This window comes from Legionella sp. JM-2024, from assembly GCF_055389095.1.
This window is the reverse complement of sequence record NZ_AP039388.1, coordinates 220,798-237,732: the sequence shown is the minus strand read 5'-3', so window position 1 is coordinate 237,732 and position 16,935 is coordinate 220,798. Positions and strand designations below refer to the sequence as shown.

The window sequence follows — 16,935 nt, the reverse complement described above, 5'->3', positions numbered from 1 at the left end:
TCTTAGATTACTTGGCATTGATGTTTTACTCTCTAAAATTTTTGGATAACTAATTTCGACTCCATGTTTCGAATTTTTTCATAGTCTAATAAAATTAACTCGCGGTCTCCAGCTAGCCCAACAATTCCAATACTCGTAAGATAATCTACCGTTTGTGGAACAAGGTCACCATTTTTAAACCAAATATGTTCATTAAGAAAGGTCGGTAATTTAGAAACGTCAGCGAAGACTTCAACATTCGATATTTTTCCTTTAGCGAGTGATTTCAAAAAAACAGGCACAACTGTTTTTTTAAATACATATTCTTTGGCTGAGACATCACCATCGGCATAGATCTCAACTAATTTATCCGCTTGACTGCTACCAGTAGCTTCTCGAGCAAAGCCAACCACTGGACCGCCGCACATTCTGGCACCTGTTTCTATGAGACGGGGTCCATCCTTAGTGAGCATGACTTCATTGTGAGCAGCCCCCCAGCGAACTCCCAAAGCATCTAATGCTTTTTGAGTATAATCAAATAATTCACCATATCTTTCTTCACTATAAGGCACAAATTCGACATAGTCGTAAACCGTTTTGCGATCATTAGAGGATGTTTTATTGTATTGAATTAAATGCGCTAAATAGTGTTTGCCATTGGCACTCACAGTACCTACAGCAAATTCCGTCCCAATAGCCTGTTCCTGCACAACAACGGTTTCGTTAATGTTTCCGGTAATTTTAGATGGCTCAGATAAAACTCGGTTGAACGCCTTTTTCCAATCTCCTCTTGCTGGAATGTGAAAAACCTTATCACTGCCGGCTGATACAGGAGGTTTAATTACAAGTGGAGAATCAATTAATCCGTTTGTCTTAATCCAGGTTTCAGCTTCATTTTCGGATGACGTATTGAGTGTCTTGAGAGTCGGAACCCCTGCTTCCTGCAAAGCTTTTTGCATGAGAGCCTTGTGTAATCTATGAGGGGATTTTTTAGGATCATTAGCAAACCGAGGTGTTAAGGTTGCAGCCAGAGCCTCCGCGAGGGGAACCCCTTCATCGGCACCAGGAATAATGACAAGAGGGTCGTACTTTCTAAGCACCTCTACAAGATTTGGTTGGTCTGGAATAATCTCGATAAAGTCGGAAGTTTGAATTTTTGCTCCAAATCCAACCCAATCCGGATGTTTCAGTGTGATTGCAATAACAGGTATTCCCCGAGCTTTAAAAGCAGGAGCCAATTCTATTCCTGATGATAATGGAGCGACAATGACGACAGGCCTATTCATGTACTATACACCTTATTTGAATGGTTAATTAACATTAGCTGACATATCAATACAAAGAGTAATAAAGTTGCGGCAGGTAAAGGAAGATAGATTTCCCTGAATCCAGAAGAAATGATTAAGCCGCCAAGCAGCGTTCCCAAAGCCGCTCCCAACCCCAAGGCCGAAGAATTTATAGCGGCCAGTATGGTTCCCTGATTTTCATGTAATTCATATAAAATGTGTTGCTGAGGAGTAACGATAGCCCACCCGAAAACACCCCACATAAAAAAAGAGATTAATCCCAAGTAAGGCAAGTTCTTGGTGAAGGGTATAGAAATTATAGTAAGCATTAGGCCAACTAAAATTAAGGCCATAATAACCCGTGGTTTTCTGGTTCGATCGATAAAAATTCCAACCAGTGAGCTTCCTATGAATCCTCCCAGTCCCCAACTGAACAACGTCATGCCCAGTGAATTAGGAGATCCTGATTGAATAAGGGCGATATACGAGTATAGTCCTAAACTTGCCAGGGCTGTAAAACAAGTAACTCCAATTACCGATAGCGTTGTTGGATTGACTATAAGGCGAAGTCTGGCTCCAAATGGTGGAGACTTGGGCAATCTTATATCGGCGTTTTGCAGTGAAAAACCAATTAATGCAACTAAGCCTAAAATCACAAGACAGGCAATCGATAACTGCCAATGAAACAATGAAGACAAGTAAAGTCCAACAGGAACGCCAAATACTACGCCTGCACTGTTAGCACTCCAGACAAAACTTAAAACTCGTCCCTTGGCTGAGGTACTGACAAAATAAACTGCAATGGTGATACATAACGGAGTAAAAATCCCAGCTCCTACTCCTGCAAGAGACCTTCCAATCAAAAACAGCACGATATTTTCAGAAAGTAGCGTTATTAAATTGCCACAGATGAATACAATAAGTGCGAGTTGAATAATACGCTTTACCGACTTATTAGCAAAGAGCATTGAAAAAAGTGGTGCTGAAAGAAGATAAGTCAAGCTGAATATAGTCATACCTTGACCGGTTACTGCAACTGGTTGTCCAATCGTTTGGCCTATTTGAGGAAGAAGTCCGGCAATTAGAAATGTGTTGCACCCTACTGTAAACATTCCTAATGCTAAAAAAATCAGATTTTTTATCATAACTTTGCCAACTCTAACAGGGACTCAATTTTATCCAGTGGCACGGAGGATTGAATGTATGAATCAGGTCTCACTAAAATGGCCTGGTTTGTATATCGCGTGTTATTTGTCCAAAAATTTTCCTGGCATTGGTTTGGATAAATTGGAATAACCTTTACAAACTCTGGAAACTTTAGATCCAATTCACTATAACCAAAGATTAGCAAGGTGAATTTCATATAATCCAGAAGAGAGTAAAGTCGTGTTTTGACGATGCCGTTAAAAATTTCAAAATCAAAGAGTCGAGAGCCACGAAATCCTGCTTCTCCATAACGAATCCCCATCCCAGTGATATTCCCAGCACGTCTTTGTATAATCTTTACGTAGTCTTGGGCATGTGTTCCATTCAGTGAATACTTGGTTGAACGGACAAGCTCACCTGAAGTCCCTATCACATCGTGAGCTACTGGTTTACGCTCGTCTTCATAACTCTGTAAAAGTTCTTTGGAGGCTCCGAAATTCATTACCATATTTAACTTCCACATGAGATTAAATGCGTCTGCAAGGCCTGTGTTGAGACCTTGTCCACCATTTACTGAATGAATATGGCATGCGTCGCCGACAAGAAAAATACGATTCTGAACGAAGAAGTTTTCGGCTACAGATTCCTTGACCGAAAATTGTGAAAACCAGACAATCTCCTTAAAACTTAAGGAATGAGGCTGCATGGCATGATTAATTTTGTCAATTGTTTCCTTCAAGGTAAAGTCTTTGGTGTCCATTCTTACGTAAAACCTGTCGATTTCCCCTTCCCTTGGGATCCAGGCCACATCTGACGTTTCTGTCTGAAATACGATGATTTCAGGAACTTTTGGAAAATCAGTGTCTATAATGCCGTCTATTACGGCCCATACAATTTGTGGTCGTATGATCTCAAAAGGTATTTTAAAGTGATTTCGAACAAAGGAACGTGCACCATCTGCACCAATGACGTAGTTTGACTGAATACGCTCTCCATTTGAAAGAGTCGTGAGACATCCCGCCTTATTAAGCTCAATGTTGACAAGGGCTGTTGAACGTTTTACTGCGCCAGCAGTCTCTTTAAGTTTCTCATCTAACAGTTTTTCTATATACGACTGACCAAGCATAAGGAAATGTTTATGCAAACAACCCTCCAGTTCCTCCCACCATGACGATTGTCGTGAAATGAATTTTCCGTCTGCCCAAACCGAACTGGTGTTGCAGGCCTTTCCTAAAGGATACAGTTCATCAAATAAATCGACTAGCTCAAGAAGTTGTAAAGTGCGCGCATTAAGCGCATCCGCTCTACCAACCTCTAAAGGACCATCAGACTTATCGACAATAACAGTACGGATACCACAAAGTTGTCCCAGGTAGGCACACATGAGGCCTACCGGACCAGCGCCAGCAATCACAACGTCTGCAACTTGTGCACTCATTCGTAAGACTCCAGACCAGGATTATCAAAAGGAGGATTACTCAAAACATGAACGCGTTGAATATGACGAGGGGATTTAGAGACAAATCCTTCTCTACCATGTAATAGCGAAAAATTATCTGCGATGACTATATCTCCAGTTTGCCACTCATGGGCATAGAGATTATCTGGTGAATAAAGGGCTTTTTCCAGACTTCGATGGAAAAAATCCAACTCTTCATGCTTAATACCAGTAAATTCAAGATCTGGCGGGTTTACAAAATGACCTTTGTCTTCAGTGGGAGGTTCATTGTAGCGAATTACTGAAAAATCCTTTTGAGGGTGCTTCGTGATAATTGGCGATACCGTCTTACTACTATAAAATTCCATTTTTCTTTGATAAGTACCAGTCACTTTATTCCAAAATTCTTTTACTTCAGAAGACGCAAACTTTAAAGCTAAAATTGTGTTTGAAAAAGTTGTCCTTCCTCCTTGTCCAGGCAAAGGCGCTTTGACACAATGAAAAATCTGATATTCAGGGACTTGGGGTCGATACATACCATCCCAATGCAGGGGCATGTAACTATGATCAAAAATGTGATCTTCCGGATCTTCTTGCTCAATTAACTCAAGTACCTTTCCAAATGGCCAAAGACTAATTTCTCCCCAGGATTCGCAATAATTAGAAAAATCCTCAGCATTTTGAAATGCATCAAACCCTCTTAATACAACGAGTTGATTCTTCCAAAATAAATGACGCAAGCTCTCTATATCCAGATCGTTCACCTTCATCTTTTCGCTCACACATTCCAAGAGCACACCAAATGGTTTTAGATGAGTCACTTTATAATTCATAGGCCACCTCTGTCATTAATTGATAATGACTGTGACGTCCATCAGAAGAATAAATTAATTTTGCACCTAAAGCCTCAGCTTCTGAGCGTTTCAGCAAGACATATCCATTCTTGCTTTCAACGGCAACACCATGCCAAGGAGTCATCCAGCTTTCATTTCCTATTAAACGAATTCCTAGTTTTTTTGACCCACAAATTTGCGGATGGATGGACAGTCGAACTGCCTCAGGAAAGTATTCGGAAATTAGCGCGCTCCAGGCATTACTTCTTCTTATGACCTCATAGGCTTTAGAACGAGATTCTTTTTGAATAGCCGAACGACTTTTTGTTTGACCTGCATGCATGGCGTCTTCAAATAAAAAACGAGTAATTCCACTGTACATACGATTTGCCTCTTGTTCATCTGGACTTGACGATGATTTTGCACCGTTGCGAATCTTGAGCTTAAGAAAGTCTAAGGACTGTCCATAACGTTTCATGAGTTCATCGCGCATTTGAACAAAGTGAAGATCCTTATAAAAATAATCCAGGTTAAAAATGGATAGATCTGAAAGAGACATTTCCTTGATAAGTCTATCTAGCTCAACTTGGTAGGCGGTGACATTACTTTCTTTCATTCCAATCACATCACTAAAAACTCTTCCATCGGAACACAGAATAATCTTGATTCCCGGTGTATAAAATTTTTTTATTCGCTGACAAAGTGTTCCCAAAAAATTAAGAGAAAGTCGTTCAGCATAATCTGGTAGAGAGCCCAGAACTTTCTCAGGGTTTGGGGACTTTCCTGGGAAGGCAGGTAATATAAAAGTAACAGGTTCATTCTTTTTAACTGCTGAGATGATTTTTGGAAAATGTGGTGAAGCGCACTTTTGACATCCCACACCACATAAGCTAATGGTCTCCGGAACACGACGAAAAATCATTACTTCAGCTAATATTTTTTTGGCTATTCCTATAGCCGAGTCGCTATCTAATGACTTTTTAAGTACGTAATCTTTAGTGTAATGATTCTCTGTAATTAAGGTGAACGCTGTATTTTTCATTTTCTTTCCCTCCTAAAATGAAGAGTACAGATCTTCAACAAATAATTAAAATGATCTATTTTAATTGTTGTGATAAATTCTATTTATGTCTAATGTAAAATTGATGATTTATGTCTTTATTGTTGGATGATATAAAGTATTTCATAGCGGCTAGTGATACGCTCAATATTACAAGGGCTTCTGAAATTATTGGGATATCTCAACCTGCGCTTAGCTATTCTATAAAGAGACTAGAGAATAAACTTGGTGGAGCACTATTTATCAGGCTAAAAAATGGGATCCAGTTAACGAAACTTGGAGAGGAATTTAAGCAACGCTCTCATCGTCTATTATATGAATGGGAGCAACTCCAAAACATAGCCAATCCTGAATCAGGATTTGTTCAAGGAAACTATACCATTGCTCTTCACCCTTCCGTCGCTCTTTACACTCTTGAGTACTTTATGCCAAAACTTCAAGTTGACTTCCCGGGCCTTTGCTTTAATTTAATTCACGGCCTTTCAAGAGAGATGACTGAAAAGGTGATAAGTTGGGAAGCAGATTTTGGCATTGTTGTTAACCCCATACAACATCCTGATCTCGTTATAATAAAGCTATCAACAGATGAGGTCTCAGTCTTTTATGCCAAGAATGCACAAAATAAACTGATTTATGATAGAAAACTTGCTCAATCACAATACATAATTAAAAAAATTGGCAAAAAGGCAACTTTTAACGGGGTGATTAACTCTACTAATCTTGAAGTTGTCGCCAAACTCACGTCCTTAGGTCTTGGATATGGTATTTTACCTACAAGAGTTACATTTCCCTACAAACATCTTAAAAAATTAGACGATGCGCCTGTATTTAGAGATGAGATTTGTTTAGTCTATAGACCTGAAAAACATAACAATCCTGTCAGTAAAAAAATCATTCAAATTATTAGATCATCTATAAGCGATGACAACGTTCCAATTTTGATAGGCTAACTTATTGATTTGACGATCAAAAAGAAGATTCAAATGCCGAGGCACAATCTTATCCCAAGTTTACCTGGATTTACCATACAAGTGATCGTTATACTTTCTTTGTACTTCTTCTGAATGTTTTTCGAGCCTTGTGATTGGAACTATAGCTACCCTTTTTATTGATACCTGGCTTATTTGGAGATGATGTTGCAACAGAGCTCGGTAAATGATGTTGTGGTTCAAAATCATCAATGTTGATTCGGTCCAGTTTTTGTTTCATTAGTTTTTCAATAGATTGTAACTGCGCTACTTCATCCGCACTGACTAGTGAAACAGCAAGACCTGTTTCTCCTGCACGCCCTGTACGACCTATTCGATGAACATAATCTTCGGGAACTTGAGGCAAGTCAAAATTGACCACACAAGGCAATTTTTCAATATCAATACCCCTGGCAGCAATATCAGTAGCGACAAGAATATGAACTTTTCCCATCTTGAAATCTGCTAGTGCTTTCGTTCTCTGGGATTGAGTTTTGTTGCCGTGGATAGCAACGGAATGAATCTGGTTTTCGGCCAATTGTTTTACCAACTTGTTGGCGCCATGTTTTGTTCGCGAAAATACCAGGGTCTGCCCCCATTTATTCTTGTGAATTAAATGACTAAGAAGAGCATGTTTACGTTTTTTATCCACAGGATGAATGTATTGCTTGACAGAGACAGCCGACGTATTTCTTGGAGCAACATCAATTTCCATAGGCTGATGCAATATACTTTTTGCCAAGGTACGGATTTCTTTGGTAAATGTGGCAGAAAACATAAGTGTTTGTCGATTTTCAGGCAATAATTTGATGATTCTTCTAATGTCATGGATAAAACCCATATCCAACATGCGATCTGCTTCATCCAGCACCAGAGTATCTACGTCATCTAATCTGAGTGCACCTTGCTGTTGCAAATCCAGAAGACGTCCGGGGGTTGCTACTAAAAGCTCCACTCCAACACTTAATTTATTTATCTGAGGATTAATTTTAACTCCTCCAAATACTACCGCTGTCCGGAGCGGTAAGTAACGCCCAAGCCGAACGAGATTTTCAAAAACCTGGGCTGCTAATTCACGGGTAGGAGTCAAGATTAACACCCTTGTATTGCGAGGTTTACTAAGAGTTTTTTGGTTCGTTAGTTGCAAAATTGGCAAAACGAAGCTTGCTGTTTTCCCTGTACCCGTTTGTGCGGAAGCTAGCAAATCGTTACTGCGTAAAATCACTGGAATTGTTTGTGCCTGAATGGGAGTCGGCTCTTCATATCCCATTTCGTGAACTGCGTTAATTAAAGGTTCAATAAGACCCAATGCTTTGAAATTCATGAATTTTCCTTATAGATCCATCCCTATTAGCATTTGGCATTGGGATAAATTTGTTGTTGAAATTACTTGAGAAATTGTTTTATCAGAAAAACAAGATGATTAAGTATTAAACAATTATACCACGAATAACCAAAGCATGTTATCGGTTTGATACATCAAATGTACATTGAACGCTTTTTTATGGTTTTATGGACAGTAGGGCACGACTTCTCCATTACCGTTTATAATAATCTCAACACATTCATGACGGTTTCCTTGTCTAATCTTTTTTCGCGAAACTTGATAAATTTAGGCGATATTCAGATCTTCAAGATAAAGAACCAGATAAATTTGTTAATAAGTTTCTAAAAAGCTTTTTTAGTCCTAAAATCAATCTTCACGAAACGATGGATACGATCACTATATTGGCTCAGGCGGCCTAAGTTTTAGTCTACGCTACACTTACTAGTGTAGCGTTCTCCTTCCCATTAGTATGTTAAACCTCTATCTACCACGCCAACCGCCGGCACGCCAACTATTACCCCCTCGCCATGCACCGCCGCCCCAGCCGCCGTTATAGTAGCCTCCGTCATAAATAGATAGTCCATAGTCGACATTATTATAGCCATAATAATAAGGGGATCCCGGGTAGACATAAGCTGTGTTGTAGCCAGAGGTATAGTAAGTGGTTTCTGTGGCACAACCCGTTAGGAGGGTTGCCGGTACAAATACCAATGCAGCTAACATTATCCTTTTCATGAAATAATCCTTTGGAAAAAACCTAGTTTAATTATAGCTTCGTGTTCAAAATTTGCACAACAAGATTTGTATTGGGAATGATCAAAGATATTTTGCTTTCCTGTAGCCCATCGTGGATGGCGAAGATGAAATGCGAGGGATAACACAAACTAATGTATTTTTTGCAAAAAAACATAGCAAATCAATTGGGTCTGATCCCATTAATCCAGTAAACTCTCATTACAGTTTACAAAATAATTTAATATTACCATAAGAATAAAAGTGAAAAATCATTAACCACATTCCTTGCTTAAGTGCACTTTCAACAAGACTGCTATACTAAAAATCAGGTGGCATGATCTAAGTAAGAAATGATTTTTTCAAATGAGGTTAAGACACGATTAATTGTTGTTTTTTTTATAGTACTGGTACTAACTGGCACTTTACTTTTTCTTTATTCGATATACATGCATAGACGCTTGGTTGATTCTTATCAATTTTTTTTTCAGCAGTGGAAGTCACAAAAAATTGATAATTATGTATTAGAATACAACAATAATGGCTGTGTATATACGATAAAGGTGAATAAAGGGATACCCAAAGTGATTAGGAAGAATATAGTCGTTCCTACAATCAATAACCCTTATTGTGAATTTAAACCCTTATGGTTAAGTGAAAAGCAAGCAATGAATGTTTTGTTCAGTGACTTGATGAAATTCAAACCACATTGTGGACCAAACGGTTGTATTTGCGACAATATTAATTACCTAAAAATAAAATTCGATAAGAAATTAGGGTATATTAAGTCGTGGAAAGTAATTAATTCGGGTAATTTTACACCATATACTACTGCAAACTTCTCATTAGCAAAGGCTTGCACTTTAATGTATACGGAACCCCTTAACTTTATTGTAAATATAAGGCCAGTACAGTGAGCATTGATATAATCCTATCAGTTCTTTTCTGCAAAAAAAGCATAAGCACCATAAAGAATAATGGCTTGATATTACTGCTACAGTCCATATTGTTTCTAGAATTATGTCTTACTCTAATATATTACCAACCGCAATTACTTGATAAAGAGCTATTTTTTATAGTTTTGCTCATTATATTCAATTTAATTCTGATTTTCTTCTCCAAAACCCGTGATTTTGTTGCATACAACAATGCCTTTTTTATTAGTCTTTGGTTATTTACGGCAACAATTGCTATTGAACAACTTTTATTAATGCTAATTTCTCCATATTTGATATCAGAGAAGATTATTTATATGTGGGCACTGTATTTTTTATTTTATTCACTGTTTACCTATATATGGGGAATTATGATGTTCATCAACATATTAGAAGTTTTTATTTCAAAGCCTTTAAAATAAATTGTGTATTTTTAGTATTATTTGGATCCACTGATCTTTTATAGTATAAACAACATATTTAAATGAGAGTGCTATGGTAGACATCATTAATCTTAATAAAAAAAGAAAGGCTAAAAATCGTTTGGAAAAAGAAAAAACGGCTTCTGAAAATCGCATTAAATTCGGGAGGACAAAAAAGGAAAAACGGACAGAGAAACAAGATAATGAACGTAATGAACGACATCTTGATGGTCATAAGCTGGAAAAAAAAGAGGAAAAATAAAAGCAGTAGTCTTTTGATAATATGAATTAGTTTCTTTAAAACCTAATTTGAAAATTAATCAGCCTTAAAAAAATGTAAAAGATCGCAAATTTATTTCTGTCTCATCTTTACTGAATTGTGCATGTCACATTTCAAGCCCCATCAGAACAAACTGACAGAGCTTTTTAAAAGTGATTAACTATCTTACTTATTATTTTTCTGCGGCTTTCTTTTCTTTTTCTTTGGCAATCACTGCTTCAGCTACACTGCTTGGGCAAGCAGAATAGTGAGAGAATTCCATTGAGAATTGACCACGACCGGAGGTAAGAGTGCGCAGAGTACTGATGTAACCAAACATTTCTGAAAGAGGAACATTGGCCTTAATGCGGACACCAGATGCACTGGGTTCCTGGCCTACGATCATTCCACGGCGGCGGTTCAAGTCACCAATCACATTACCGACATCCTCTTCTGTACTATAAACGTCAACCTTCATAATTGGTTCAAGTAATTGTGGAGCCGCTTTGGGTATCGATTGACGAAACGCACCTTTTGCCGCAATTTCAAAGGCAATTGCTGATGAGTCAACGGGATGGTAAGCACCATCGGAGAGGTTAACTACAACATCCAACACAGGGAAACCTGCCAACGTTCCGGTATCCATCATTGAACGAAACCCTTTCTCAATTGCAGGGAAGAATTCTTTAGGAACATTTCCACCCACAACGGATGTGATGAAAGTGAACCCGGAGTTTGGTTCGCCTGGTTCAATGGTGTAGTCAATTTTACCGTATTGACCAGCACCACCTGATTGTTTCTTATGAGTATAGCTGTCTTGAATCGATTTGGTTATGGTTTCACGGTAAGCAACCTGAGGCTGACCTACTATCAATTCAACATCGTAAGTACGCTTCAGAATATCCACTTTAATATCAAGATGTAATTCACCCATACCACGAAGAATGGTTTCACCTGAATCTTCGTCAGTTTCAACCCTAAACGTTGGATCTTCTGCAACCATTTTACCAATAGCAATACTCATTTTTTCGGTGGAGCCCTTATCTTTTGGTGTGACTGCAATAGAAATAACTGGCTCAGGGAAAACCATCGCTTCCAGTGTACACTCGTGATTCGGGTCGCAAAGAGTATGGCCGGTTCGAACATTTTTCATGCCCACAATTGCGATAATGTCGCCTGCTTCAGCACTTTGCAATTCAATACGCTCATTTGCTTGCATCTCAACCATACGGCCGACACGTTCAGTTTTACCAGTAAAGGAGTTAAGAATTGTATCCCCTTTATTCAATTTTCCTGAATAGATACGTATGAACGTTAGAGCACCAAAACGGTCATCCATGATTTTAAATGCCAAGGCGCGGAATGGCTCATCCGGAGAAACGATAGCGAATTGGCCATTTGGCTCACCTTCAGCATTAGTCAAAGGTTGTGGATTAACTTCATGTGGAGCAGGCAAATAGTCAACCACTGCATCCAATAATAACTGCATCCCTTTGTTTTTAAAGGCCGAACCACAATAAGTTGGGAAGAAGGCTAATTCAAGAGTACCTTTACGGATACAACGCTTAATGTCTTCTATTGAAGGCTCTTCTCCTTCTAAATAAGCCATCAGCAATTCATCATCCATTTCAAGTGCCGTTTCAATTAATTGCGCGCGATACATTTCAACATCGTCATGCATATCGGCTGGTACATCAGTAACTTTGTAATTTTCTGGCTGGCCAGATTCGTCCCAAACATAAGCTTGACGGGTTAATAAATCGACAACCCCTACGAAGCTGTCTTCGTAGCCAATGGGCAAAGTCATAATTAACGGATGTGCACCCAATACTTTTTTAATTTGCTCAGTCACTTTCAAGAAGTTCGCGCCAATACGGTCCAGTTTGTTTACGAAAATCAAACGTGATACTTTTGAATTGTTCGCATAGCGCCAGTTGGTTTCAGATTGAGGCTCAACGCCGCCAGAACCACAGAAGACCCCGACACCGCCATCGAGAACTTTCAGTGAACGATATACTTCTACAGTGAAGTCAACGTGTCCCGGGGTATCGATAATATTGAAGCGATGACCTTTCCAGAAGCAACTAACTGCAGCTGACTGGATGGTAATGCCGCGCTCCGCTTCCTGCACCATGAAATCGGTTGTTGATTCACCGTCGTGAACTTCACCTATTTTGTGGATTTTACCGGTGAGCTTAAGAATGCGCTCGGTAGTAGTGGTTTTTCCGGCATCTACGTGGGCGAAGATACCAATGTTTCTATAAAGGTTTAAATCAGTCATAGCACTCTTATTAAAATTGAAATGGGTAAAAAATGGTCACTATTATACACTATTTTTTCCGGATTGGCAGCAGTTTTTTCCATTAACCATTTTTATAATTATTTATTTTATCCCTAACATTTAAGGGCTCCGTTGCAAAACCAAAATGTTACAATATGTAGCTAAACAAAATCCCAACGGAGCTAGAAATGATTACTCTACGTAACCCTTGTGCGCAAGACGAAATTAAATTTGTATCTACAATGAAAAATAGCCGAGATTTTCATTTTCCTTTTATTACTGCCCCCTGCACTTCTGAAGAGTTCCAAACTTATTTGAATAAAAGCAAACAAGAAAGTGAACAATACTATATTGCCTGGAATGATAACCAACAAATTATCGGTGTTTTTAATATCAGCGGCATTATACATGGCGTATTTAAAAGTGCTTATTTAGGATATTACGCCTCTGTAGACCTTGCCGGGAAAGGATTAATGAGTCAGGCACTAAAACTTGTTCTTAAAGAAGTATTCACAACTCTGGATCTACACCGAATTGAGGCAAATATCCAACCTGCAAATACTACATCTATTCAAATGGCAACGAAAAATGGTTTTTTTAAAGAAGGATTTTCTCCCCGCTATTTGAAAGTCAATGGCATCTGGCAGGATCATTTTCGGTTTGCACTGACCTTTGAGGATTGGTTAGCAAATCATTATCAAGAGACCAAGTAATATACCTATATGCCCTAAAACCACATTCATAGATAAGGTAAAAATTCTGATATTATCAATTATAAATGCTTAAGGTAACTTTTCCTTCCATTACTTGTCTCACCACGATTATAGATTTATCATAGTATTTTATCTGTGCATTTCAAAATAATTTATGCAATGCAGTACGAACTAAAGAATGCATTTCACTTATAATTATAAACAACCTGACGAATATCATTTTAGTCTTGATTCAATTCACCTGGCCAGATTTGTCGCAACCCAATTGGAATCCCGCACAGATCTGGGTTCATTACGAGTGTTAGATCTCTGCGCAGGCTGCGGAGTCATTGGAATTGAACTATCATGGCATCTTCGAGCAATCCGGCATATTGAGTTTATTGAGATCCAGGATATTTATACTGAATATTTTTATCAAAATATAGCTAACATCAATCGACCTGAATTGCAATTTCACTGGCATCTTTTAAATTATGATGAATTACATGAAAAAAAATGGGAAGGCAAATTTGATTTGACTATCAGTAACCCACCGTATTTCCAACCAGGCCACGGAATACTTTCACCTTCCAAATTTAAAAATCGTTGTAGATTTTATTTAGATAGCTCTTTTCAGAGTTACATTCGGGCGCTGGAAAATTCGCTTGCAAACAATGGTAAAGCTTATTTTTTATTACGCCCATTAAAACATCATGGTCTTGATTTGTTTTCTGATATACAAAAAATACTACAGAAAACATCAGTAACAGTAAAAAAAATATCGCATATCCGTGGTTCAGACATTATTTTATTAGAAAAAAATGTTTAAATAGCGGTAAACCCCAGGTTGAGAAATTTTCATAACTTAGAGTCAGTTACTGGTAACCTGGTGTCAATCCTCAAGTTTTAATTCGACTTAGCTGTCTTGTTGTTAAATAATATAATATTATCGATTTACTCAACAATACCCTGTTGTAGCGCCAATAAGTTAAGGAGCGTTATGATTGTTATCTTCGTCCATGGTTGGAGTGTCACACATACCAATACTTATGGAGAACTTCCTCAATGGCTTGAAAGCCAGAGCAACGACGGAAAGCTGGATATTCAAGTTGATAATATCTATCTTGGGCGCTATATCAGCTTTGACGATACAGTAACGGTTGACGATATAGCACGTGCATTTGATCAAGCAGTACGTGATGAAATTGCTGATAAATTACGACATGGGGAGCGTTTTGCTTGTATCACTCACTCTACCGGTGGGCCCGTTGTTCGAAAATGGATGGATTTATACTTTAAAAATAATCTTGCAAATTGTCCATTGAGCCATCTTATCATGCTGGCTCCCGCCAACCACGGTTCTGCTCTTGCCCAACTTGGTAAATCCCGACTAGGCCGTATAAAGAGTTTTTTTGAAGGCGTTGAACCGGGACAACATGTACTTGATTGGCTTGAGCTTGGAAGCGATATGAGCTGGCAACTTAATGAAAGTTGGCTTGATTACGATTGCACAGCCAATGGCATCTATCCCTTTGTACTTACTGGCCAGAAAATTGATCGCCAACTTTATGATGTGGTTAACTCCTACACTGGTGAAGCCGGATCTGATGGAGTTGTACGCGTAACTGCTACAAATATGAATTACAGTCTATTGAAGTTACATCAGGAAGGGAATAATGGTGAAAGTCTTGTTATCGCCAAAATGATACGAACAAAGCCTATGGCATTTGGGGTTCTGCCTGGACTTTCGCATTCCAGTAAAAATATCGGAATCATCCGCAGTGTTACTATGGCCAATGCAACCACTCATCCTACGGCAATATGGGTCCTGCGATGCCTGCAAGTAAGAAATCGTGACTCCTATAATACTGTAGCAAAAGAGTTAGATAAGATTACTAAAGAAACCCAAAAAAATGAGCATACAGAATCTGTGAAGACACTTATCTATAAGCGCGAGTATATCACCAATCGATACTCTATGATTATTTTCCGGCTTATTGATGACCGTGGCAATCATCTTGTCGATTATGATCTTTATCTAACTGCTGGACCAAAATATAGCGAGGAGGTGCTTCCTAAAGGTTTCTTCATAGATCGTCAGCGAAACATGCATAATCGAGGAAAACTGACTTATTTTCTTGACTACGATATCATGGAAGCCGGGATTAATACGCCAAAAATGCAGGGTAATCTGGGGTTCCGTATAAAGGCCTACCCTGAAGCGAATGATCAAGCCCTTGCTTATTACAGGTTACTTGATTTTCATTCCTCGCTCGCTGACATTAACAAAATTCTTCATCCGAATGAAACAGTAATGGTTGAAATCATGCTGCAACGACGGGTCGATAGAGCTGTCTCTCGTATCACTAACAATCTTACCCCGGCAAAAATCAGTGCGAAACCGACTGGCAAAAAAGTAGATTGACATTTAACTCATCTATACCTGTTGTCGAGCACTAATTGATCGAATAAACCAAATTTATTAACTTGCTTAAATACATCTGAGCAAATCTTGCTGTTTAAATTACACGATACGTTCCTTATTCATCCCAAACTCTAATTTCTTCAACACTCTTGCCAATTGAAGTCAAGGGTTTAAAATCATCGTGTTGTTCACCGCGTTATACTTTATCATGCTGGTAACCGGCATCTTGCTTACCACTTTCCGTTTTGCGCCAGCTATTCTTATAGATATGCAATACAACATGAGCTATGCTTATTCAATACAAATGAATAACTAAATGCAATGGAGTAAGCCTTTATGAATTTATCTACTATAAAACTTATTTTTATTGCCCCTGTTATTAGTTTACTTGCTTATTCAGCGTATGCAGATAAAGCCAGTCAATCCGAATCAACATTCCAGGACACTTGTATCAATACATGGATGAAAAACACTGATGAAGCAAAAGATAAAGTGGATTACAAGAATTTTGGTGAAAAATATTGCGGATGTGCCGCTACTCAACAGTTAGGTTCTGATGCAGCCATAAAAAAAGCGATACAAGTGTGCATGTCTAGAACCCTGTTACATGATGCAATGGATTCTTTGGAAGAGGAAGTAGGCTTATCTGAAGCCAAAGACTCGGATATACAAGAGTATTGCGAGGATAGGTGGAACTTAATTTATCCAAAACAAACTGATGCAGATAAAAAATTTACTACAGCTTATTGTGAGTGTGCTAAACCAAAACTGATGGATCTTATCAAACAATCCGATAATATTACGGATAAACAATATGATGAAGAGATTGATAATGTGGCTGCCGCTTGTTCTGACAATATCAATGAAAATCAACCCAATACAGCAACTTCAAACACTGAAAATACTCATTAAAAAGTCTTATCCCTAAAAGTAACCCGCAAAATAATATTTACGGGTTTTCTAATAACCACCAATAAGCTAGTAATTTCAAACCTTAAAATATTATTAATTTAACTTAATTGTTTCATTGTGATCATTGGAATTTGCCAAATCTCGTCATGTTGTCTTTGGTGGTCTTTAATTGTCAACGGTGTAGGCTGGGCCAAGTATAGCGCAGCCCAACGGTTTCAGATCATTATTGGGTTGCACTTC

The 16,935-nt window shown here is 38.4% G+C and carries 14 protein-coding genes; 7 read left to right on the top strand and 7 right to left on the bottom strand.

Annotation, left to right across the window (positions count from 1 at the left end):
- Positions 1–32: 32 nt before the first annotated feature.
- Genes ACZ5EK_RS01050 through ACZ5EK_RS01030 form a run of 5 tightly spaced genes read right to left on the bottom strand, consistent with a single transcriptional unit; the run spans position 33 to position 5,724 of the window.
- Positions 33–1,265 (bottom strand): ATP-grasp domain-containing protein, encoded by a 1,233-nt coding sequence (locus tag ACZ5EK_RS01050; RefSeq protein ID WP_464430948.1) that lies wholly within the window; start codon positions 1,263–1,265, stop codon positions 33–35.
- Positions 1,262–2,410, bottom strand: coding sequence for an MFS transporter (locus ACZ5EK_RS01045; RefSeq protein WP_464430947.1), 1,149 nt, complete (start codon positions 2,408–2,410; stop codon positions 1,262–1,264). Before ACZ5EK_RS01045 ends, ACZ5EK_RS01050 begins: the two co-directional genes overlap by 4 nt.
- Complete coding sequence (locus ACZ5EK_RS01040) at positions 2,407–3,849, bottom strand: FAD-binding protein (RefSeq protein WP_464430946.1); 1,443 nt, start codon at positions 3,847–3,849, stop codon at positions 2,407–2,409. Before ACZ5EK_RS01040 ends, ACZ5EK_RS01045 begins: the two co-directional genes overlap by 4 nt.
- Complete coding sequence (locus ACZ5EK_RS01035; RefSeq protein ID WP_464430945.1) at positions 3,846–4,682, bottom strand: TauD/TfdA dioxygenase family protein; 837 nt, start codon at positions 4,680–4,682, stop codon at positions 3,846–3,848. The genes ACZ5EK_RS01040 and ACZ5EK_RS01035 overlap by 4 nt, the downstream gene beginning before the upstream one ends.
- Positions 4,672–5,724: an L-tyrosine/L-tryptophan isonitrile synthase family protein gene (locus ACZ5EK_RS01030; protein WP_464430944.1), complete on the bottom strand. Its 1,053-nt coding sequence runs from the start codon at positions 5,722–5,724 to the stop codon at positions 4,672–4,674. Before ACZ5EK_RS01030 ends, ACZ5EK_RS01035 begins: the two co-directional genes overlap by 11 nt.
- Positions 5,725–5,834: 110 nt before the next feature.
- Between ACZ5EK_RS01030 and ACZ5EK_RS01025 the strand changes: the two genes are divergently transcribed.
- Positions 5,835–6,692, top strand: a complete 858-nt coding sequence (locus ACZ5EK_RS01025) for a LysR family transcriptional regulator (protein WP_464430943.1) — start codon at positions 5,835–5,837, stop codon at positions 6,690–6,692.
- Between the two features lie 88 nt (positions 6,693–6,780).
- On the opposite strand, the gene ACZ5EK_RS01020 is transcribed toward ACZ5EK_RS01025, so the two are convergent.
- Positions 6,781–8,034 carry a DEAD/DEAH box helicase gene (locus ACZ5EK_RS01020; protein WP_464430942.1) on the bottom strand — a complete coding sequence of 418 codons (1,254 nt, stop codon included), beginning with the start codon at positions 8,032–8,034 and terminating at the stop codon, positions 6,781–6,783.
- Between the two features lie 1,088 nt (positions 8,035–9,122).
- Between ACZ5EK_RS01020 and ACZ5EK_RS01015 the strand changes: the two genes are divergently transcribed.
- Positions 9,123–9,686 (top strand): hypothetical protein, encoded by a 564-nt coding sequence (locus ACZ5EK_RS01015; RefSeq protein ID WP_464430941.1) that lies wholly within the window; start codon positions 9,123–9,125, stop codon positions 9,684–9,686.
- Between the two features lie 513 nt (positions 9,687–10,199).
- Positions 10,200–10,388 carry a DUF4169 family protein gene (locus ACZ5EK_RS01010; protein WP_464430940.1) on the top strand — a complete coding sequence of 63 codons (189 nt, stop codon included), beginning with the start codon at positions 10,200–10,202 and terminating at the stop codon, positions 10,386–10,388.
- Between the two features lie 190 nt (positions 10,389–10,578).
- Here the strand turns inward: ACZ5EK_RS01010 and fusA are convergent, their stop codons facing one another.
- Complete coding sequence (gene fusA / locus ACZ5EK_RS01005) at positions 10,579–12,666, bottom strand: elongation factor G (RefSeq protein ID WP_464430939.1); 2,088 nt, start codon at positions 12,664–12,666, stop codon at positions 10,579–10,581.
- Positions 12,667–12,854: 188 nt separating this feature from the next.
- On the opposite strand from fusA, the gene ACZ5EK_RS01000 reads away from it, so the two are divergent.
- The 4 genes from ACZ5EK_RS01000 (at position 12,855) to ACZ5EK_RS00985 (ending at position 16,695) form a co-directional block, all read left to right on the top strand.
- Entirely contained in the window at positions 12,855–13,379 is a 525-nt protein-coding gene (locus tag ACZ5EK_RS01000; RefSeq protein WP_464430938.1) for a GNAT family N-acetyltransferase, read from the top strand.
- Between the two features lie 178 nt (positions 13,380–13,557).
- Positions 13,558–14,187 carry a methyltransferase gene (locus tag ACZ5EK_RS00995; protein ID WP_464430937.1) on the top strand — a complete coding sequence of 210 codons (630 nt, stop codon included), beginning with the start codon at positions 13,558–13,560 and terminating at the stop codon, positions 14,185–14,187.
- Positions 14,188–14,358: 171 nt separating this feature from the next.
- Positions 14,359–15,783, top strand: coding sequence for a phospholipase PlaB (gene plaB / locus ACZ5EK_RS00990; RefSeq protein ID WP_464430936.1), 1,425 nt, complete (start codon positions 14,359–14,361; stop codon positions 15,781–15,783).
- A gap of 336 nt (positions 15,784–16,119) precedes the next feature.
- Positions 16,120–16,695 carry a hypothetical protein gene (locus tag ACZ5EK_RS00985; RefSeq protein ID WP_464430935.1) on the top strand — a complete coding sequence of 192 codons (576 nt, stop codon included), beginning with the start codon at positions 16,120–16,122 and terminating at the stop codon, positions 16,693–16,695.
- Positions 16,696–16,935: the final 240 nt, after the last annotated feature.

Excerpts from the sequence above, each read along its gene's own strand:
- ACZ5EK_RS01000 (WP_464430938.1), top strand. The coding sequence starts at position 12,855 with ATGATTACTCTACGTAACCCTTGTGCGCAAGACGAAATTAAATTTGTA.
- ACZ5EK_RS01030 (WP_464430944.1), bottom strand. The coding sequence starts at position 5,724 with ATGAAAAATACAGCGTTCACCTTAATTACAGAGAATCATTACACTAAA.
- ACZ5EK_RS01040 (WP_464430946.1), bottom strand. The coding sequence starts at position 3,849 with ATGAGTGCACAAGTTGCAGACGTTGTGATTGCTGGCGCTGGTCCGGTA.
- ACZ5EK_RS00995 (WP_464430937.1), top strand. The coding sequence starts at position 13,558 with ATGCATTTCACTTATAATTATAAACAACCTGACGAATATCATTTTAGT.
- ACZ5EK_RS01015 (WP_464430941.1), top strand. The coding sequence starts at position 9,123 with ATGATTTTTTCAAATGAGGTTAAGACACGATTAATTGTTGTTTTTTTT.
- ACZ5EK_RS01045 (WP_464430947.1), bottom strand. The coding sequence starts at position 2,410 with ATGATAAAAAATCTGATTTTTTTAGCATTAGGAATGTTTACAGTAGGG.
- ACZ5EK_RS00985 (WP_464430935.1), top strand. The coding sequence starts at position 16,120 with ATGAATTTATCTACTATAAAACTTATTTTTATTGCCCCTGTTATTAGT.
- plaB (WP_464430936.1), top strand. The coding sequence starts at position 14,359 with ATGATTGTTATCTTCGTCCATGGTTGGAGTGTCACACATACCAATACT.
- ACZ5EK_RS01025 (WP_464430943.1), top strand. The coding sequence starts at position 5,835 with ATGTCTTTATTGTTGGATGATATAAAGTATTTCATAGCGGCTAGTGAT.
- ACZ5EK_RS01020 (WP_464430942.1), bottom strand. The coding sequence starts at position 8,034 with ATGAATTTCAAAGCATTGGGTCTTATTGAACCTTTAATTAACGCAGTT.
- ACZ5EK_RS01050 (WP_464430948.1), bottom strand. The coding sequence starts at position 1,265 with ATGAATAGGCCTGTCGTCATTGTCGCTCCATTATCATCAGGAATAGAA.
- ACZ5EK_RS01035 (WP_464430945.1), bottom strand. The coding sequence starts at position 4,682 with ATGAATTATAAAGTGACTCATCTAAAACCATTTGGTGTGCTCTTGGAA.
- fusA (WP_464430939.1), bottom strand. The coding sequence starts at position 12,666 with ATGACTGATTTAAACCTTTATAGAAACATTGGTATCTTCGCCCACGTA.
- ACZ5EK_RS01010 (WP_464430940.1), top strand. The coding sequence starts at position 10,200 with ATGGTAGACATCATTAATCTTAATAAAAAAAGAAAGGCTAAAAATCGT.